The following is an 18,962-nucleotide window of genomic DNA, read 5'->3' on the forward strand; positions in this document are numbered from 1 at the left end:
ATGAAATTTATATGGGCGATTATTGAGATGTATTGGCGCAAGTTAAAATATATCAGCGATTATTGAGATATATCGGCGCAAGTTAAAATATATCAGCGATTATTGAAATATATCGGCGCAACTCAAAATATATCAGCGATTTTTAAAATATATCGACTTATCGACAAAACACGACAAAAGGAGTCTATCCTAAAATGCCTTTTGGAACAGACTCCAATGCTATATTATTTTTCCTTCAAAAAAGTACGATCCTTCAAGAATAAGTTCCAGAAGAAAATAAATCCTGGTAATAAAATTGCAATCCCAATTGCGTATAGAATGAGCAGTGCATAGAACGTTTCTTTCGTTGTAAAGCTTGTAAATACAGTTACGTCAGGATAAATAATATACGGTAAATGCGCGACCCCGTAAGCATAGCTTGCAAATGCATATTGAGCGACGACAGCTAAAACGGCAATGCGAGGGTATCCTAGTGTATTGTACTTTTTGTTTGTCCACCAAAGGGACGAGTATCCGATAACGAATAAAACAATAGAAACTGTAAACCACGGGAATTGCTTTATTAATCCTTGCATAACCCAATGTGTTTCTGGATCCATTACAACGAGGGCAATAATTGCCGTAACGAGCGTTGCAGGACCAAGGATGATAGCATTTCTTCTATAAATTCTATACGTATCTTCTGAACTTTGTTCTCTCGAAAAATCAGCAAGAAAGAGAGAGGAGAGAAATAGTTCAGAAGTTAGTCCGAAGAGCATATAACAGTAGATAACTGGGCTAGAAAGAAGTTTTCCATATAGGAGTACTTCCTTTCCTTCAGACATTGTAATATAGGCTCCCTCTGTAACGGGTAAAACGGTAATTAATAGTGCTGGAATTAATAGACCAGTAATACCTGAAATAACCCGAAGAAGGTATTGGTATTTTGGCAAGGAGTAAGCAAATACCATAAATGTACTACGTACTGCAATGAGCACTAAAATTAACATAACTGGTACGAACATTACTGTCGCAAGAGTAAAGGCCGCTTTCGGAAAGAAGCCGAGAAATGCGACAACGACGAAAACAAGAAACGTATTTGTTACTTCCCAAGTTGGTGATAAGTACCGATTCGCAAGTTTAGCAGCGAGCGTCGGATGTTTTGCGTATACCATGCCCCAAAAACCAGCGCCAAAATCAATGGACCCTAGTATACTGTATACGAAAATAAGGGCCCATAAGATGATGATTGCAATACTTTCCTCATACATGAGAATCGCCTCCTTGGTGTTGTAAATCATTCTTTAATGGATGTCTTCTAAAGAATGTCCGTAGAACAATGACTGTTAAAATAGCGAGTCCAATATACAAAATGATGAACAAAACAAATAAAGGACCGACGAAATCAGCGCGTGTAGATGCATCGACGGTACGTTGCATACCATAAATTGTCCATGGTTGACGACCGCTACAACTGAAAATCCATCCGAATTCAATACCGAGCATCATAATTGGTCCGCATGCGGCAGCCCCCCAAAGTAGCCACTTCGGTAGTTCTGTTCCCTTTTTTCGGTACACGAAATACCAATATAAGAGTGCAATTGTTGCAACAGCAAAGGTAAACGCAGCAGTTCCTACCATTAAGTTGAATAGTGTATGTGTATAAAATGGTGGCCATGTTTCTTGTGGGAATTCGTTTAGTCCTTTTACGACAGTGCTAGGGTCTAGTCCCACTAATAAGCTAAGCATGTTTGGAATTTCAAGTGCATAGTTTAGTTCAAGTGTATTAGGATCCACAACTCCGCCAATGGATAGCGGTGCGTGTGATGTCGTTTCAAATAAAGCTTCAGCAGATGCAAGTTTTTCAGGTGAGTGTTTATGTAAGGCAATCGCTGATTCATGTCCTGAAAGCCACATCGTAGCGCCTGTAATAAATGTAACGACAAGCCCTAATAGCAGCCCTTTTTTATGATAAGCAATTTCACGTGTACTTAAATTTTTCTTCAATAATTTAAATCCAGCAATAGAAGCAATGACAGCTGCACCGGTTGCATAAGCCGTAATAACGACATGAAATGCACTTGTGCCAAAACTTGGATTAAAGAAAGCTTTCCACGGATCAACGTTAAAAACAGATCCATCTGGATTCATTGAAAAGCCTGCTGGTGTATTCATCCATGTATTTGCTGATGTAATAAGCACGGCGGATGCCGTGGCACCAAGCATGACGAAAAATAGCGAGATTAATCTCATAAATGGAGGAAGTTTATCAGCTGCATATACGTAAATCGACATGAATAAAGCCTCCAAAAAGAAGGCGAAAATCTCAATTTGGAAGGGAACAGAAATAACTTGCCCAACAATTTTGGCGAAACCAGGCCAAAGAAGTGAGATTTGCACACCAACAATTGTTCCAGTTGGAATTGCTACACCGAGAAGAATAGCAAACGCCTTTGTCCATCTTTTCGCCATAATGGCATAGTCGGAGTCTTTCTTCCAGTGATAGAGTATTTCGCTTATAAAAATCATCAATGAAAGTCCGACGCCAAGTGTTGCAAAAATAATGTGGAATGCTAATGAAGAACCAAAAAATGCTCTTGCTAATGTTACCGTATCCATATGTAAACTCCTCTTCTTTTTTGCCATTATTTTCTGATTGAATTGGAAGATTTATTCAAAAAAACTACCAAAAATATATATGTATTTAAAAAGTGAATATGATAATATAATGTTGTAATATTTTGAATAGAAAGAAATAAATAGTTTCTCATGTTTTGTTTGTTTTTTTTACAGGAATCTTTTATAATCTTTTATGCGAACATAAGTTCTGTTTTTCGAAAAGAAGAAGTTTATGTGAAATGGAGAGGGTGTTTTATGTATCCTGAAGTCATTAAAAAGATGGCATTTTCAAAAGAGCATAGAGATTTATTATTGAAGCTATATAATAAAGAGATTACACGTCGTGAATATGATCGGCTTGTACAATCGCTATATAAACCTTCTAAAGAGGTTTACGAGGGATAGAAATGGGGGAGACAATCTAGTGGATTGTCTTTTTAAATTTATGTATGTTCTGATAAAATTAAGGTTAGCCTTACTAGGGAGGTGAAAAGATTGCGGAAACGTTTATATATAGGGATTGGAATTATCTTCTTGATCGCTTTAGGTGGAATTGTATTTTGGTCAGCTTTACAAGGAAACCGTACAGAAAATTTTATTTTAAGACATATGGTGAATGACAATGGAACGCTTGCCACGTACCGTTTAGTAGATACTAAGGCAGGTACGGGTGAAGCAAAGGGACGTGAAGCTTTATCAGAATCAGCGGGATTATGGTTACAATATACACTTGATAAAGATGATCAGGCGTTATTTGATGAGCAAGTAAAGGTTATTCAAGATAATTTCGTATATAAGAATCATATCGTTTTATGGAAACTCTCTGAAAAGGGAGAGAGGCAGTCAGCTACAAATGCACTTATAGATGATCTTCGTATTATAGAACAATTATATCGTGCTTATGAAATGTATAAGGAAGAGCGTTATAAAAACCTTGCCGATCAATTAAGTGATGCTGTACTTCGTTATAATAAAAAAGATAATTATTATGTTGATTATTATGATGCAGATGCAGGGAAACAAAATAATTTTGTAACAACATCATACATAAATCCACGTGCATTCTCCTATATGAAGAAGTACGACAAAGTTTCTGCTCAGCAATATCAGGAAGTCGTTCAATTTTTAGCGGACTATCCAAGGCATGGCTGGGCATTCCCGAAAGAGTATAAAGAAGATGGTACATTTACGTACGATAAAGAAGTGAATCTTATTGACCAATCATACGTTGCATATCATCGAAGTTTAGGTGGTCTTTCATCAACTGCTTATTTGGAATTTATAAAGAAGAAATTCCAGGAGGATGGAAAGCTATACGGTCGTTACAATTTAGAAACGGGAAAACAAACTGTGAATTATGAATCGCCAGCCGCATACGGATTAACGATTTTGTACGTACTACAAACAGGTGATAAAAAGTTTGCGAAAGAATTGTATGATCATATGGCCACATTCCGAAATGATAACGTATTTAGTAGATATTATGGTGGATATGTAACAGGTGAAAATAATAATACGCATATTTTTGATAATGTACTACCACTTTTAGCTGAAATGGAATTAAAAAAGAGTGAACAATAAAAGTTGCCACCATATGAGGGTGGCAACTTTTATTTGTTGATATAATTTTACGTCCTAATGTTGGAGAAGTAATCAATCACGAATTCACGGAATTGCTGAGCTGTTTTTGATAAGTAGCGTTTTTTTGACCAACTTAATCCGATGGTTCGCTGACAATTGGGTTCAATAATACGCAACTTGCTTGATGCTAAAGTAGAGTTTTTTAATAAAGTTAAACTTGGAACAAAAGCGATGCCGAGACCTTGCTTAATGAGGTCGCTAATCACGGTCGGTTCATCTACTTCAAAAGCAATATGCGGAGTGAAACCAGCTTCTTTGCAAAATTCATCCGTTAAGTGTCGAAATCCATAGCCAGTGTTCATACTAATAAACGGTTCGTTTTTTACTTCATGCAGGTGGATATTTTTTCGGCCTGATAAACGATGGCCTGAAGGGACGACTAAGAAAATTTCTTCTGTAATAAGTGGTTCCCAAACAATCTCCTCACCTTCAATTGGCACAGAGGAGATACAAAAGTCAATTTCTATATTATCTAGTTGTCGTTTCATAGAAGGAGTGGATGCAAGAAATTGTTGGAATCGAACGTTAGGATGTTCTAGTAAAAAAGAGCCAAGTAGTTCTGGTAATATTCTTGGAATAGAAACGGCCAGTGTAATAGAGCTTTGTTGTAATTCGGCTAAATCTTTAATTTCTCGTTCTCCTTCACTTAATTCATGAAAAATACGTTCTACTCGTTTTAAAAATACTTTTCCGAAAGAATTTAAAGTAATCTGTCGGCCTTGGCGATCAAATAAAGGGACTCCTAAATCCTTTTCGAGTCTAGCAATTGTTTTGCTGAGTGAAGGTTGCGCGATATGCAATTCTTCAGCTGCCTTTGTCATGTGTTCTAGTCGTGCAACTGTCTGAAAGTATTTTAACTGGAGCAGTTCCATTTCGAGTCTCCTTTCTATAGACCAAAAGGAATGAATTAATAATTAAAGATGTATTATACAGTATGTAAAGTGACGTGTATAGTAAATCTGTTAAACCATTCGAAGGGTGTTAAATTAGAAGAGGAGTATGTTTCATGAAGGGAATTAAACTTATATTTAAAGATTGGAAAGCGATGTGGCACCATAAACATGGACGTATCGCTTTAATTTTTTTATTAATCGTTCCGTTAATTTATTCAGGATTCTTTTTAGCTGGATATTGGGATCCGTACGGAAAATTAGATAAATTACCTGTTGCGGTTGTGAATTTAGATAAGGGTGCTGCGATGGATGAAAAAACAATTCATGCAGGAGACGATTTTGTTAAAAATTTAAAAGAGAATAAGGAATTGGCTTTTCATTTCGTATCAGAAAAAAGTGCGGATGAAGGGTTAAAAGAAGATAAATATTATATGGTTGTTACGATTCCGGAAGATTTCTCTAAAAAGGTAAGTACACTTATGGATGAGAAACCAGAGCCAGCAAAGTTGCAGTACAAAGTAAATCCAGGTAAAAACTTTGTAGCGGCTCAAATTGGAACGACAGCTGTTGAAAATATGAAAACAAAAATCTCAAACAGTATTACGAAATCATATACAGAAGGTGTTTTTTCAAAGTTTCAAGATTTGGCACAAGGGTTGAGTGATGCAAGTAATGGTGCTGAGAAGTTACATGAAGGAACGACCGATGCAAAAAATGGAGCGAATCAGCTTGCGAATGGTATTGATCGTTTAAGTGACGGGACATCGAAATTGAAAGAAGGAAGTGACAAGCTTGCGTCTAGCCAATCTGCCTTAACGGGGGGAGCAAATGAGCTGAGTCAAGGAGCGACATCACTTCATAGTGGTATGGAGTTATTAGCACAAGGTGAAAAAACGTTACAATCAGGAGTTAGTGAATTAAGTGCTGGTACAAATGAATGGGTGAGCGGAAGTGAGAAGCTTGCTGAAGGGCAAGTAAAAGCGGATGGGGCGGCCAATAGTGTGAAACAACAATTAGAAGAGTACGTGAAAAATCATCCAGAAGTGCAGCAAGATCCCGCTTTTCAAAAAATTGTTGCTACGTCTAATGGACTAGCTAAAGCAACAAGTACTTTAAATAATAGCCAACAACAATTGACACAAGGTGCGAAGAAGCTAACTGATGGTCAACATAAGATTGAAGAAGGCATGAATACATTCGGATTTAAGTTAAATGAAGCTACTGCTGGAACGAAAAAGATAGCAGATGGTGCATCGAATTTGGCTGATGGATTTATGAAGTGGGGAAATGGATTTACATCCCTGCAAGAAGGTGTAAATCAGCTTGCGAGTGGTGGAACGGAGCTGAATAACGGTGCTAGTAAATTAACAAATGGACTTGTTAAACTTGATGATGGTGCGAAAGAACTTTCTACGAAATTAGGAGAGGGCGCAGAGAAGATAGCGGATGTTCGTAATGATGATGCACGCAATACGATGTTCTCAGAGCCAGTTCAGTTAGTGAAGTCAACAGTTTCTGACGTTCCTAACTACGGTTCAGGCATTGCACCATATTTCTTATCACTTGCATTTTATGTTGGCGGAATTATGGCATCGAATATTTTACCTCTTGGCCGCAGACAAAACATGAAGGTAAGCGGAACGGTACATTTTATTAATAAACTAGGATTGGTATATTTAATTGGACTCATTCAAGCGCTACTCGTAGATGTAGTTGTGCTAGGTGTTATGAAATTAGAAGTCGCAAGTGTGCCACTCTTTGTTTTATCAAGTATTGTTATTTCCTTTACGTTTATGACATTTATTCTTATGCTAGTAACAGTATTTGGTCTTGTTGGAAAGTTCTTAGCGGTAACGCTTCTTGTCCTGCAATTAGCGACGAGCGGAGGTACTTTCCCAGGAGAATTAAACATAGCTGTTCTTAGCAAAATTGGACAGTTTCTCCCAATGTCTCATTCTCTTAGAGGATTACAAGATGTTATTTCTTTAGGAGATTGGTCGCAATTACAAATGCAAATTTTAATATTGTTATGTTATCTCGTTGTTGCCGGTGGAATTGCTTGGATCACGAGTCATATACAGCATAGAGAAACGAATGCAGAACAAGTTTCTTAAAATGAAATAAGCTATCCGATTTTTTCGGATAGCTTATTTTTTATTTGCGTTCCATTACTGCAAAGTAATTATTTTCATTATCAGCAAAGTTGAATGCTCTACCAGTAGGTAAATCTACAACCTGTCCAACTGTGACATTTTTCTCAGAAAGATCTTTATATAGACGGTCTAAGTCATTTGAGAAGAACATAAGTGAAGGCGTATTTAGGTTTAGTTCAGGTTGCATCTTCGCGATTAACGCTTTATCGTGAAGGACGATGCTTGTTCCTGCTTCTTTCGCCGGTGCAATTTCAATCCAGCGGAATCCGTTTCCGTTATTTTCTTCCGCAATGATTTGGAACCCTACTTTTTCTGTCCAAAATTGTACTGTTTCGTCTTGGTTATTTACATATAGCATAATTTGTCCAACTTGATTAATCATAGGTGTCTCTCGCTTTCTTTTTATATGCGTATTATTATATCAAATATATGGCTTGAATAGTTTTTTATGATTTCTTCGTAATACAACCTTCGTCCATTTCATCTTTGTTGTAGGAGAAGGCCCTGTAATCCAAGTATGAAATGGTATTGTGCTACAAATGACCATTGTTGAAATAGAGATAATGGCCGTTAACACAAATAGTAATAGGGCATATAATATAGTATTTTCTTGCAGTGTGAATAAGGAAAGAAGTTTTGTGCATAGTTGCAAGAAGAATAAATGAGCTAAATAAGCACCATACGTGTAATTACCAATGAAACGTAACGTTTTATATAAGAAACCACGACGCTGTACTATCATAATAGATAACACATACAGTATGATAATTTCGCATACGATATATAAAAACATAGATGGTTTTAAATAGGTAGAAACAGTTAAATGAATAGAGTTTGCTCCGTAAAAACTAAACAACTCATAATTGATGAATAAAAATAAGATGAAAAATAATATTGTTATAAGCGGGATATGTTTCATGACGAATAGACGCCAAGTTTTTAGTGCTACAGCGGCAATGCCGCCCATAACGAAATAGAATGAGTAGAATAGAAATGATCGATCTGTATAATGTAAAATTGTTGAACTTGTTAATTTTTCTCCATTAAAAATATAGTGAGAAGAGAACCACATTAATAGAAAATATAGGCAAGCGAAAAAGGTCATATATTTATATATGTCTTTTTTATTTTCTGTTCGTTTTTGAAACCAATAAAAAAGTGTGCATAGTAAAGGGAACAATAAGTGAATTTGGAACATCATAATAACGTACCAAAGATGGGGAGCGGCTGTTCCGAGTAATAAACTTTTTATTCCACTTTGTAACGTAATAAGATTATTTGTTGTTAATAAGTAAAGAATAGACCAAAAGAAATAAGGAATGAGTAAGTGTATCGCTTTTTCGGAAATATATTCTTTATATACTAATTGCTTTGTATAGTGACGAATTAAGTGAAATCCAACGATAAATATGAATGCTGGTGCTGAGAATTTTGCAAGATTAAATAGCATGCCCATAATGAGGGATTGCTCAAGTAAGACATTTCCTTGATTCATTGTATATAATAAAGAACTTTGCAAAACGACAGCGAGAAATGCAATGCTTTGCAAAACTTTAAATTCTGGTGCGCTTTGTGTCATTGTGTCCATCTCCTTTTCCATACATGATTATAGTACGGAGAATGGATAAGAGGTGTGGAATATTTGTGAAGGTTTTAACAAATTTGTGGCGGAATGGATTAACAACAAAGAAAGAGGATGCTCAAAACGAGCATCCTCTTTCTATTTATTAAGCAAATTTGTTTTTGATCCAGTTCTTACCTTCTACAAGGCGAGCTGTCATTACGGCACAAGCGTTATCTGCTGTTACGTTTAACATCGTTGCAGGAGGATCAATGATTGTACTGATTGCTGCGATAATTGGCAATGCTTCTGGCGGGAAGCCATATAAAGAAACGATTAACATTTCACCAATCATACCGCCGCCTGGAATAGCGCCCATTACTGTTCCTACTAATAGAGAAACAACAAGTGCGATTGCTAATGTTTTCGGTCCTTCGAATTCCATGTTGAAAATACCGAATAAGAAAGCAATTTTTAATACGCCGCCTAAAACAGAGCCATCTTTATGAAGAGTAGAACCAAGAAGGACAACTGTTTCACGAACGTCTGAAGAAATACCCATTTTCTTTGTTGCTTCTAAGTTTGCTGGAATACTTGCGGCACTACTACAAGTTGCAAGTGATGTAACTGTAGGAGAGACCATGTTCTTCCAAAATACTTGTACACCTTGTTTGCGACCTGCAAGGTATGCATAGAATGTGAAGAATACAAAGAAATAAATGAGAGAAGCAGGATAGTATACCATTGCTGCTCGGAAGTAAGTTCCAAGAAGTTGTGGTCCGAATTCGCCAACTAATGCTGCGAAGTAAGCAGCAAGTCCGATTGGAGCGTAGTACATAATGAAAGATACAACCTTCATTGAAATCTCTGCACCAGCTTGTAGGAATGTAGCAAATGGCTTTCCTTTTTCGCCAACTGCTGAAGTTGCAATCCCCATTAAGATAGAGAAGAAAATAAGAGCTAACATATTTTCACGAGATAGTAACTTCGAGAAGTCAGATACTGTTAAAATACCGACGATTTGATCTGCAACACTAACAGCTTTGCCGGCTTTGTCAGGTTGTGTTAGTTCTAGTACAACACCTTGTGCTGGCGGGAATACTTTCACGACAATAATCATAAAAATAGCAGCTAAAATACTTGTAAATAAGAAAGTCCCAGCCATACTAGACATAATTTTACCGAAACGTTTTAATCCATCCATATTAGCAATAGACGATGCGATGCTAAAGAACACTAGAGGTACAACAATCGTAAACATTAAGTTTAAGAAAATGTCACCAAGCGGCTTTAAAGCAACTGCATCGGCACCCATGAAATAACCAATGAAACCACCAATTAGGATAGAAGATAACAAAATAAGTGGAAAGCGATATGCCTTCATAAATATATCCTCCTATCAATTAAAAAAATCATACTGAATTATTATAGCGAGTTAGCGTCCTCTTTACTAGGAGAATACGGATAAATGGAATAGCGTGAAAACGAAGAAATTTTTGTTTTTAAGCTCGGCATACAGCAGGAAATCTAGACATATATATTTGTAACCTAGTGGTGGCAAGGGATGCACCATAACTTAGGTAGAGAAAAAGGGGGAGGGAAGCGGGATGAATATTTTACTTTGCTGTGCAGCGGGAATGTCTTCCAGTTTGATTGTTACAAAGATGGAGAAAGCAGCAGAGGCAAGAGGGATAGAAGTAACAATCTGGGCAGTATCAGGTTCTGAAGTGAATAGTCATATTGATAAAGCTGATGTCCTTTTACTTGGACCGCAAGTACGTTATTTATTACCGAAAATGAAAGAACTATGTAAGGATAAAGGGATACCTGTTGATGTCATTCAATCTGTTCATTACGGACTTTGTAATGGAGAAGCTATCTTGCAAGCAGCTTTGTTAATGAAACCATGAGGAGAGTGGGATAGATGATACGGTTTTTAGAGAAGTATGTGATGCCGGTAGCAGGGAAGGTTGCAGAGCAGAGGCATTTACAAGCAATTCGAGATGGAATTATTTTAACGATGCCTTTCTTAATTATTGGATCGTTTTTCCTCATTATTAGTGCACTGCCGATACCGGGATATAACGATTTTATGGCAGGTTTGTTTGGGGAGAATTGGCAGCGAGCTTTAGGGTATCCAGTTAGTGCAACTTTTAATATAATGGCTTTAATAGCTGTTTTTGGAATCGCTTACAGACTTGGAGAGTATTATAAAGTAGATGCTTTAGCATCCGGGGCATTGTCGCTTGTGACGTTTTTACTTGCGACTCCATTTCAAGTTGCATATATTATACCAAGTACAAAAGAAAGTGTACTTGTAGAAGGCGCTATCCCAGCTGCATTAATGGGAAGCCAAGGGTTATTTGTAGCAATGATTATTGCACTTATATCTACTGAACTTTATCGGTTTATTGTACAAAAAAAGATAATTATAAAGATGCCAGAGACAGTTCCACCAGCTGTCACGCGTTCATTTGCAGCACTTGTTCCAGGATTTATTGTTGTAACAGTTATTTGGATTTTACGCTTAATTATAGAAAATACTTCTTTTGGCAGTATCCATAATATTGTAGGACAAATTTTACAGGAACCGCTTAGTGTACTTGGTGCTAGTCTTTGGGGCGCGATAATAGCAGTTATTCTCGTTCATGTTCTTTGGTCTTGTGGAATTCATGGTGCTACTATTGTTGGTGGTGTAATGAGCCCCGTTTGGTTGTCGTTAATGGATCAAAACCGAGTTGCTTTTCAAGCTGGGCAAGATGTACCAAATACGATTACGGCACAGTTTTTTGACTTATGGATTTATATGGGCGGTTCTGGTGCAACGCTTGCTCTAGTTGTCGGAATGTTACTATTTGCACGAAGTCAACAATTAAAAAGTTTAGGGAGATTGTCAATTGCACCTGGTATATTTAATATTAATGAGATGGTAACTTTTGGTATGCCGATTGTGATGAACCCACTTTTACTAATTCCATTTATATTAGTTCCAGTCGTGCTAACAATTGTTTCTTACTTTGCAATGGAATGGGGATGGGTTGCACGTCCGAGTGGGGCCGCTGTACCTTGGACGACACCTATTCTTTTTAGTGGATATTTAGGATCGGGCGGGAAAATTTCAGGTGTTATTTTGCAACTTGTTAACTTTGCGCTAGCATTCTTCATTTATTTACCGTTCTTAAAAATATGGGATAAACAAAAACTGGCGGAAGAAAAGGGGGAGTAAAGAACTACAATGGATACGATAGAGACGAAAGCTTTTCATTTAATCTTGCATGGGGGAAACGCGAGAAGTTGTTCAATGGAAGCAATTGATTGTGCGAAGCGTGGGGAGTTTACAGAAGCTGAAGCTAAATTACAAGAAGCACTAGAGGAATTAAAGGAGGCGCACCGCGTACAAACGGAGCTTATCCAGAAAGAGGCTGGTGGCGAAAAGACCGAAGTTACTCTTTTAATGGTACACGCGCAAGACCATTTAATGAATGCAATTACGGTGAAAGAATTAGCGAGTGAGTTTGTAGAGTTATATAGGAAGATGTCGGTGGATGAATGAACCTTGCTTATGCAAGGTTTTTTTATTTCACTAAATAGTGGGTTAAAATAATGAATTATTTTTCATTGAAAAAGTTTTTTTAGTGTTTTTTCATATTAAACACAACTAGACGACTAAACACTAATCTATTTTCATACAGTTATGTGTTAAAAGCGTGTTGTTTTATAACACACTGTGTATTTTTTGGACGACACACTAATTGAAAGCGTTAACACACAAAGAAAATGCTCGAAAAAGCACTGATTTTAGTGGTTTTAAAAAGTTGGCACGCTAATTGCATTAATAAATAGCGTAAAGAAAAATAAATAAACATAAATTTTTTATACTACACAAGGGGGATTTTCAAATGAATATTTTATTATGTTGTTCAGCAGGGATGTCTACAAGTTTACTAGTTACAAAAATGGAAGCGGCTGCAAAAGCTCGCGGTCTAGAAGGCAAGATTTGGGCTGTATCTGGGGATGCAGTAAAAACGAATATCGATCAAGCAGATGTGTTATTACTAGGACCACAAGTTCGTTACATGCTCTCTTCAATGAAAACGCTTGCTGACGAGAAAAATGTTGGAATCGACGTTATCAATCCAATGCACTACGGCATGATGAATGGAGAAGCAGTTTTAGATCACGCATTAACACTTAAAAAATAATTAGGGGGGAAGCGAAATGCAAAAGTTTATTGCATTTATGGAGAAATATTTAGTTCCAGTCGCAGGTAGAATTGGATCGCAGCGCCACTTAGTTGCAATCCGTGACGGATTTATCGCAGTTATGCCTCTTATTTTAGTTGGATCATTTGCAGTACTTATAAATAACTTACCAATTGATGCTTTCCAAAACTTTATGAAGGGCACATTTGGTGACGCTTGGAAAGATGTCGGTGGCGGTATGTGGACTGGTTCCTTTGCTATACTCGCCCTCATAGTCGCAGTTGGGATAAGTTACAATTTAGCGAAATCTTACGGCGTCGATGCGTTGTCAGCAGCAATCATTACATTCGGTGCATTAATTATTATTTCTCCGACAACGCCAAAAGAAGGCGGTATTGATTTAGCGTGGACAGGGGCACAAGGTCTATTCGTTTCCATTATAGTGGCTCTTCTTGTAACAGAAGTGTTTAGATTCTTTGTTCAAAGGGATATTACAATTAAAATGCCAGATGGTGTTCCACCGGCAGTAATGAAATCATTCGCAGCGTTAGTTCCAGCATTCGTTATTTTGATTGTAACAGCAGGTATTCAATTAGCTGTGAAACTTGCGGGAACAAGCATTCATAAAATGGTATTTGAAACAATTCAATTACCATTACAAGGTTTAGCGGGTACATTACCAAGTGCAATTATTATTGCTCTACTTATTCACGTATTATGGTTCTTCGGATTACATGGTCCAAATATTATTGGGGGGATTATTGACCCAATCTATTTACCAGCATTAGAGAAAAATATGAAATTATTTAATGATGGTATGTCTGCATATGACGTACCGCATATCTTCACAAAACCATTCTTTGATGTATACGTATATATCGGGGGATCGGGTGCAACGTTAGCATTCTTAGTGGCAGTAATGCTTGTAGCGAAAAGTGCGCAGCTTCGCGGTGTAGGCCGTGTATCTATCGGTCCTGGTTTCTTTAATATTAACGAACCAGTTATTTTCGGTACGCCAATTGTATTAAACCCAACGTTAATTATCCCGTTCGTACTTACACCAGTTGTATTAGTTATTACTTCTTATACAGCAATCACTTTAGGATGGGTACCAAAAACAGTTGCGTTAGTTCCATGGACAATGCCACCAATCTTTAGTGGTTATCTTGTATCGGGCGGAAGCATCGCTGGTGCAGCACTACAAGTGGTGAACTTTGCTATTGCGGTAGTAATTTACTATCCATTCGTATTAATGTGTGACCGTACTTATGTACAGGCTGCAAAAGCTGAAACAAAAGGAAGCGACAATTCAGTATCACTTTAAAAAATATTATTCTGGCGAGTTCCTATAGCTCGTCAGAATAATTACCTTTATATCATGTTCAAAAAGATGATACTCATCTACAAGAACACCAAACTATCATTCATAAAATAATAATTTAATAGACATGTTCAAACTGAAGGGGTATTTAAATCGGTTGAACCTTATAGAGAGGGCGGTAATTATGATGACTACAGCAGAACAAATTCCATTCCAATTGATTTTAAATAGTGGTAACGCACGAAGCTTTGCGATGGAGGCACTTCAATTTGCCAAACAGGGGAAAATGGTAGAAGCAGATGAAGCGATGGTAAAGGCGAAAGAAGCGATTAATGAAGCGCATCATTTCCAAACAGAGCTCATACAATCAGAAGCAAGAGGAGAAAAAACAGAGGTTAGTGTTCTTTTAATTCACGCACAAGATCATTTAATGAATGCGATTACAGTGAAAGAATTAGCAGCAGAGTTTATCGATCTTTATAAAAAGCTTGAAGCGAAAGGGGAATAAAGCATGACTGGAATTAAAATTGCTACAATCGGCGGTGGATCTAGTTATACACCAGAGTTAATTGAAGGATTTATTAAGCGTTATGATGAGCTTCCTGTTCGTGAAATTTGGTTAGTAGATATTGAGGCAGGAAAAGAAAAGTTGGAAATAGTTGGTAACTTAGCGAAACGTATGGTGAAAAAATCAGGTTTACCAATCGAGGTACATTTAACGCTTGATCGCCGTGAGGCATTAAAAGATGCAGACTTCGTAACAACACAACTTCGCGTTGGTTTATTAGAAGCACGTGCAAAAGATGAAGCAATCCCATTAAAATATGATGTAATCGGTCAGGAAACAAATGGTCCTGGTGGTTTATTTAAAGCGTTGAGAACGATTCCTGTTATTTTAGATATTTGTAAAGATATGGAGGAGCTCTGTCCGAATGCATGGTTAATTAACTTTGCAAATCCAGCTGGTATGGTAACAGAGGCAGTTCTTCGTTATACAAATATTCAAAGAGTAGTTGGTCTATGTAACGTTCCAATCGGAATTCGTATGGGTCTTGCAAGATTACTTGAAGTAGATGCGAGTCGTGTTCACGTTGATTTCGCAGGTTTAAATCATATGGTATACGGACTAGATGTATACTTAGATGGCGTAAGTGTAATGGACCGTGTGTTAGAGCTTGTGACAGATCCAGAAAAACAAATTACGATGGAAAATATCGCAGCGCTTAACTGGGAGCCAGACTTTATTCGAGGACTTCGTGCGATTCCATGTCCATACCATCGTTACTACTACAAAACACGTGAAATGTTAGAAGAAGAAAAAGAAGCTTCTGTTGAAAAAGGTACACGTGCAGAAGTAGTAAAACAATTAGAAAATGATTTATTTGAGTTATATAAAGACCCGAATTTAGATATTAAACCACCACAATTAGAAAAACGTGGCGGAGCTTATTATAGTGATGCAGCATGTAGCTTAATTACGTCTATTTACAATAATAAAGGTGATATCCAGCCTGTTAATACACGAAACAACGGAACAATTGCAAGCTTACCACATGATTCAGCTGTTGAAGTGAACTGTATTATTACGAAAGAAGGCCCAAAACCAATTGCAGTTGGAGATCTTCCAGTACCAGTTCGCGGTTTAGTACAACAAATTAAATCATTCGAGCGCACAACAATTGAAGCTGCTGTTACAGGGGATTATCATAAGGCGCTGCTTGCTATGACAATCAATCCGCTTGTACCATCAGATAAAGTTGCAAAACAAATTTTAGATGAAATGTTGGAAGCACATAAAGAGTATCTTCCACAGTTCTTTAAAAAGGTAGAGAAGTAAAAGCGGCGCTATTTAGCCCGCTTTTTTTATTCTATTAGGAGGTATTATGATGATTAAGTTAATTGTAAATGCAGATGATTTCGGTCTTACAGAAGGTACAAATTACGGCATTATTGATGGTCATATAAATGGACTTGTAAATTCAACGACGATGATGATGAATATGCCAGGAACAGAGCATGCGGTACGCTTAGCGAAAGAGTATAACCTACTCGGAGTAGGCGTACATCTCGTATTAACAGCAGGGGAGCCACTTCTTGGAGACGTACCATCACTTGTAGGTAGCGACGGATCGTTTCATAAACAAAGTGTTGTAAGGGAAGGGAATATAAATCCAGAAGAAGTTGAGAGAGAGTGGACTGCTCAAATTGAGAAATTCCTATCTTACGGATTAACACCAACTCATTTAGATAGTCATCATCATGTACACGGATTACCGATCTTACACGATGTTCTTGAGAGATTAGCAGCTAAATATAATGTTCCAATTCGTCGTTGTGGGGAAGATAGAGCGGTGCATCCATTTTCTGATGTATTTTACAGTGACTTTTATGCGGATGGTGTGACGGAAGATTACTTTATGAAGTTAAAAGAAAGAGTACAAGGTGAACAAACGGTAGAAATTATGGTTCATCCAGCTTATATTGATCCAGAGCTTGTGAAGCGTTCTTCTTACGTAATGGATCGTGTGAAGGAATTGCGTATTTTAACAGAGAGTGAGTTGCCTGAAGGGATAGAACTTGTGAAGTTTTAATAGAAAAACGACGGCTACATCATGCCGTCGTTTTTTATTTACAAAATGGATAGAATATATCCGCCAAAAGCTCCAAGTATAACGATAACCCAAGGCGGTGCTTTCCAAAAAGCTAGTAAGCAAAAAAGAAGCGAAGCGAAAACGAAATCTGAAGCATTTATAATTGTACTCGTCCAAATGGGATCGTAAAAAGCGGCAATTAAAATACCAACAACTGCGGCGTTAACACCAAGTAGTGCGCCTTGTATGAATGATATTTTTCTCACATTGTTCCAAAATGGTAAAACACCAATAACGAGTAAGAAAGCAGGGAGGAAAATCGCAATTGTTGCGATTATTGCCCCAAGCGTCCCGTTTAACACTGCTCCTATATAAGAGGCGAATGTAAATAGTGGTCCTGGTACTGCTTGTGTTAATCCGTATCCAGCTAGGAACTGTTCTTTCGTCATCATTCCGTTTTGTACGAACTCACCTTCAAGAAGGGGCAGCACGACGTGTCCTCCTCCAAATACAAGTGCGCCAGAGCGATAGAAACTGTCAAATAAAGCGATGTAATAAGAGAACGGTCTTAATATTGGTAGCAGTAGTAATAGTCCAAAGAATAAGACGAGGCAAGAAACTGCTATCTTTTTTGAAATAGGTACTCTTATATTTTGAGATTGGCTAATTGGTTGGTTGCGATATAAAAACCAACCGATAAAGCCACATATTATAATAAGGATGACTTGTGTCCAACTACTTGGCCATAATAAGGCGATTGCGGCAGTTACAATCGCAATCGTTGCACGATTTCGATCTGGAGTTAACTTTCGCGCCATTCCCCATATGGCATGAGCGACAATAGCGACTGCTACAAGTTTTAGTCCATGAATCCAGCCAGCACTTCCAAGATCGAACTGATTAAGGAATGAGGCGAAGAAAACCAAAACAAGCACAGACGGTAAAGTGAATCCAATCCATGAAATAATAGCTCCTAATAGACCGCCCCGTAATAATCCAACCCCCATACCGACTTGACTGCTGGCAGGACCGGGAAGGAATTGACATAGTGCTACTAAATCTCCATAGCTTCGTTCATCCATCCATTTTCTTTTTTGCACGTATTCGTGGTGGAAATAGCCGAGATGAGCGACAGGACCGCCGAATGAAGTAAGTCCTAATTTAAATGAGACGAGAAAAATCTCTAATAATGTATGAAAAGTGTATTTGTTAGTTTTCAATGGAACCTCCTATAATGTTTTTCTATGTGCATTATACAAGAGACTTTCAATCTACAGGAACAATCACAATGTAAAGATTTTGTGAATCTTTTCTTTGTAATTAAAATTGAAAAAGTCATAAATGATTATGTTTAAACCATAAAGTAGTAGAAGTAGTGCTGGGAAATTTATATAAGGAGAATGCCTTATGACAACACATTTCTTTGCCAGGTTAACAGGTAAGAGGGAAGTGCCTCCTGTAAATACAGAAGCTTTTGGGGTAGCAGAGTTTATTTTTAGTGATGATTTAACGAAATTGCATTACAGAGTAATACTAAAAAATATAGAAAAGGTTACATCTTGTCAAATTCATTTAGGGAAGTCTACTCAAATTGGTCCTGTTGTTTTATATTTGTATGGTCCACTGGAGCAAGGGATTAGCTTGAACGAGGGAAGTATTACTGGTGTAGTGAATGTAGAGGATTTTGAGGGACCTTTACAAGGGAAATCATTCGTACATTTACTTCAAGAAATTATTCAAGCAAATGTATATGTTAATGTCCATACGAAATCACAAAAAAGAGGAGAAATAAGAGGGCGAGTTAGAAAAGTAAAGAAATAGAGGCAAAGGCTGTCCATATGTTGGAACAGCCTTTTCTCATTATATAAGGTGCTAGTTTTAGCAATTATTGTCGGTAAATCGATATATTTTGAAAATCGCTGATATAATCTGAGTTACGCCGATATATTTTGAAAATCGCTGATATAATCTGAGTTACGCCGATATATTTTGAAAATCGCTG

19 protein-coding genes are annotated in these 18,962 nt (G+C 37.3%); 12 read left to right on the forward strand and 7 right to left on the reverse strand.

The features are described from left to right. Positions 1-224 precede the first annotated feature (224 nt). Positions 225-1,250: a cytochrome d ubiquinol oxidase subunit II gene (locus QCI79_RS14810; RefSeq protein ID WP_000272788.1), complete on the reverse strand. Its 1,026-nt coding sequence runs from the start codon at positions 1,248-1,250 to the stop codon at positions 225-227. Next, complete coding sequence (cydA, locus tag QCI79_RS14815) at positions 1,243-2,598, reverse strand: cytochrome ubiquinol oxidase subunit I (protein ID WP_000381987.1); 1,356 nt, start codon at positions 2,596-2,598, stop codon at positions 1,243-1,245. Before cydA ends, QCI79_RS14810 begins: the two co-directional genes overlap by 8 nt. Before the next feature lie 255 nt (positions 2,599-2,853). Between cydA and QCI79_RS14820 the strand changes: the two genes are divergently transcribed. Beyond that, the gene (locus QCI79_RS14820) at positions 2,854-3,003 is read left to right on the forward strand and encodes a hypothetical protein (protein ID WP_000283181.1); all 150 of its coding nucleotides are present in this window, start codon (positions 2,854-2,856) and stop codon (positions 3,001-3,003) included. 90 nt (positions 3,004-3,093) lie between these two features. Further along, positions 3,094-4,179 (forward strand): hypothetical protein, encoded by a 1,086-nt coding sequence (locus QCI79_RS14825; protein ID WP_001231654.1) that lies wholly within the window; start codon positions 3,094-3,096, stop codon positions 4,177-4,179. 47 nt (positions 4,180-4,226) lie between these two features. On the opposite strand, the gene QCI79_RS14830 is transcribed toward QCI79_RS14825, so the two are convergent. Beyond that, the gene (locus tag QCI79_RS14830; protein ID WP_000421928.1) at positions 4,227-5,111 is read right to left on the reverse strand and encodes a LysR family transcriptional regulator; all 885 of its coding nucleotides are present in this window, start codon (positions 5,109-5,111) and stop codon (positions 4,227-4,229) included. A 134-nt stretch (positions 5,112-5,245) separates the two neighbouring features. Here QCI79_RS14830 and QCI79_RS14835 point away from each other — a divergent pair, with 134 nt between their 5' ends. Continuing rightward, positions 5,246-7,246 (forward strand): YhgE/Pip domain-containing protein, encoded by a 2,001-nt coding sequence (locus tag QCI79_RS14835; protein ID WP_000676212.1) that lies wholly within the window; start codon positions 5,246-5,248, stop codon positions 7,244-7,246. 40 nt (positions 7,247-7,286) lie between these two features. Here QCI79_RS14835 and QCI79_RS14840 read toward each other — a convergent pair whose 3' ends face one another. The 3 genes from QCI79_RS14840 to QCI79_RS14850 form a co-directional block, all read right to left on the reverse strand. After that, entirely contained in the window at positions 7,287-7,667 is a 381-nt protein-coding gene (locus QCI79_RS14840; RefSeq protein ID WP_000610162.1) for a VOC family protein, read from the reverse strand. Between the two features lie 39 nt (positions 7,668-7,706). Beyond that, complete coding sequence (locus tag QCI79_RS14845; protein ID WP_021728008.1) at positions 7,707-8,864, reverse strand: acyltransferase; 1,158 nt, start codon at positions 8,862-8,864, stop codon at positions 7,707-7,709. Positions 8,865-9,012: 148 nt separating this feature from the next. Further along, positions 9,013-10,230: a dicarboxylate/amino acid:cation symporter gene (locus QCI79_RS14850; RefSeq protein ID WP_000649376.1), complete on the reverse strand. Its 1,218-nt coding sequence runs from the start codon at positions 10,228-10,230 to the stop codon at positions 9,013-9,015. A 223-nt stretch (positions 10,231-10,453) separates the two neighbouring features. Here QCI79_RS14850 and QCI79_RS14855 point away from each other — a divergent pair, with 223 nt between their 5' ends. From QCI79_RS14855 to chbG, 8 genes are all read left to right on the forward strand, one after another. Next, positions 10,454-10,756 carry a PTS sugar transporter subunit IIB gene (locus QCI79_RS14855; protein WP_001023554.1) on the forward strand — a complete coding sequence of 101 codons (303 nt, stop codon included), beginning with the start codon at positions 10,454-10,456 and terminating at the stop codon, positions 10,754-10,756. Between the two features lie 14 nt (positions 10,757-10,770). Then, positions 10,771-12,072, forward strand: coding sequence for a PTS cellobiose transporter subunit IIC (gene celB, locus QCI79_RS14860; protein WP_000617782.1), 1,302 nt, complete (start codon positions 10,771-10,773; stop codon positions 12,070-12,072). A 9-nt stretch (positions 12,073-12,081) separates the two neighbouring features. Then, entirely contained in the window at positions 12,082-12,399 is a 318-nt protein-coding gene (locus QCI79_RS14865) for a PTS sugar transporter subunit IIA (RefSeq protein ID WP_000379645.1), read from the forward strand. Between the two features lie 346 nt (positions 12,400-12,745). Then, positions 12,746-13,048 (forward strand): PTS sugar transporter subunit IIB, encoded by a 303-nt coding sequence (locus QCI79_RS14870; protein ID WP_001023567.1) that lies wholly within the window; start codon positions 12,746-12,748, stop codon positions 13,046-13,048. Between the two features lie 16 nt (positions 13,049-13,064). After that, positions 13,065-14,372 carry a PTS cellobiose transporter subunit IIC gene (gene celB, locus QCI79_RS14875; protein WP_001168848.1) on the forward strand — a complete coding sequence of 436 codons (1,308 nt, stop codon included), beginning with the start codon at positions 13,065-13,067 and terminating at the stop codon, positions 14,370-14,372. A 181-nt stretch (positions 14,373-14,553) separates the two neighbouring features. Next, on the forward strand, positions 14,554-14,877 hold the full coding sequence (locus QCI79_RS14880; protein ID WP_000989059.1) for a PTS lactose/cellobiose transporter subunit IIA: 324 nt from the start codon (positions 14,554-14,556) through the stop codon (positions 14,875-14,877). Positions 14,878-14,880: 3 nt separating this feature from the next. After that, positions 14,881-16,206, forward strand: a complete 1,326-nt coding sequence (gene celF, locus QCI79_RS14885) for a 6-phospho-beta-glucosidase (protein ID WP_000145762.1) — start codon at positions 14,881-14,883, stop codon at positions 16,204-16,206. A 49-nt stretch (positions 16,207-16,255) separates the two neighbouring features. After that, positions 16,256-16,960, forward strand: a complete 705-nt coding sequence (chbG, locus tag QCI79_RS14890; RefSeq protein WP_000593487.1) for a chitin disaccharide deacetylase — start codon at positions 16,256-16,258, stop codon at positions 16,958-16,960. A 38-nt stretch (positions 16,961-16,998) separates the two neighbouring features. Here chbG and QCI79_RS14895 read toward each other — a convergent pair whose 3' ends face one another. After that, positions 16,999-18,180, reverse strand: coding sequence for a chromate transporter (locus QCI79_RS14895; RefSeq protein WP_000856213.1), 1,182 nt, complete (start codon positions 18,178-18,180; stop codon positions 16,999-17,001). A 187-nt stretch (positions 18,181-18,367) separates the two neighbouring features. Here QCI79_RS14895 and exsM point away from each other — a divergent pair, with 187 nt between their 5' ends. Continuing rightward, entirely contained in the window at positions 18,368-18,781 is a 414-nt protein-coding gene (exsM, locus tag QCI79_RS14900) for an exosporium regulatory protein ExsM (RefSeq protein ID WP_000207046.1), read from the forward strand. The last annotated feature ends 181 nt before the right edge of the window (positions 18,782-18,962 follow it).

The sequence above is a fragment of the Bacillus cereus group sp. MG1 genome (genome assembly GCF_040460035.1).
Lineage (GTDB): Bacteria > Bacillota > Bacilli > Bacillales > Bacillaceae_G > Bacillus_A > Bacillus_A cereus.

Coding starts and splice junctions, on each gene's coding strand:
- chbG (WP_000593487.1), top strand. CDS start 16,256: ATGATTAAGTTAATTGTAAATGCAGATGATTTCGGTCTTACAGAAGGT.
- QCI79_RS14835 (WP_000676212.1), top strand. CDS start 5,246: ATGAAGGGAATTAAACTTATATTTAAAGATTGGAAAGCGATGTGGCAC.
- QCI79_RS14865 (WP_000379645.1), top strand. CDS start 12,082: ATGGATACGATAGAGACGAAAGCTTTTCATTTAATCTTGCATGGGGGA.
- QCI79_RS14820 (WP_000283181.1), top strand. CDS start 2,854: ATGTATCCTGAAGTCATTAAAAAGATGGCATTTTCAAAAGAGCATAGA.
- QCI79_RS14880 (WP_000989059.1), top strand. CDS start 14,554: ATGATGACTACAGCAGAACAAATTCCATTCCAATTGATTTTAAATAGT.
- QCI79_RS14870 (WP_001023567.1), top strand. CDS start 12,746: ATGAATATTTTATTATGTTGTTCAGCAGGGATGTCTACAAGTTTACTA.
- QCI79_RS14810 (WP_000272788.1), bottom strand. CDS start 1,250: ATGTATGAGGAAAGTATTGCAATCATCATCTTATGGGCCCTTATTTTC.
- celB (WP_001168848.1), top strand. CDS start 13,065: ATGCAAAAGTTTATTGCATTTATGGAGAAATATTTAGTTCCAGTCGCA.
- celF (WP_000145762.1), top strand. CDS start 14,881: ATGACTGGAATTAAAATTGCTACAATCGGCGGTGGATCTAGTTATACA.
- QCI79_RS14850 (WP_000649376.1), bottom strand. CDS start 10,230: ATGAAGGCATATCGCTTTCCACTTATTTTGTTATCTTCTATCCTAATT.
- QCI79_RS14845 (WP_021728008.1), bottom strand. CDS start 8,864: ATGACACAAAGCGCACCAGAATTTAAAGTTTTGCAAAGCATTGCATTT.
- QCI79_RS14855 (WP_001023554.1), top strand. CDS start 10,454: ATGAATATTTTACTTTGCTGTGCAGCGGGAATGTCTTCCAGTTTGATT.
- exsM (WP_000207046.1), top strand. CDS start 18,368: ATGACAACACATTTCTTTGCCAGGTTAACAGGTAAGAGGGAAGTGCCT.
- cydA (WP_000381987.1), bottom strand. CDS start 2,598: ATGGATACGGTAACATTAGCAAGAGCATTTTTTGGTTCTTCATTAGCA.
- QCI79_RS14840 (WP_000610162.1), bottom strand. CDS start 7,667: ATGATTAATCAAGTTGGACAAATTATGCTATATGTAAATAACCAAGAC.
- celB (WP_000617782.1), top strand. CDS start 10,771: ATGATACGGTTTTTAGAGAAGTATGTGATGCCGGTAGCAGGGAAGGTT.
- QCI79_RS14830 (WP_000421928.1), bottom strand. CDS start 5,111: ATGGAACTGCTCCAGTTAAAATACTTTCAGACAGTTGCACGACTAGAA.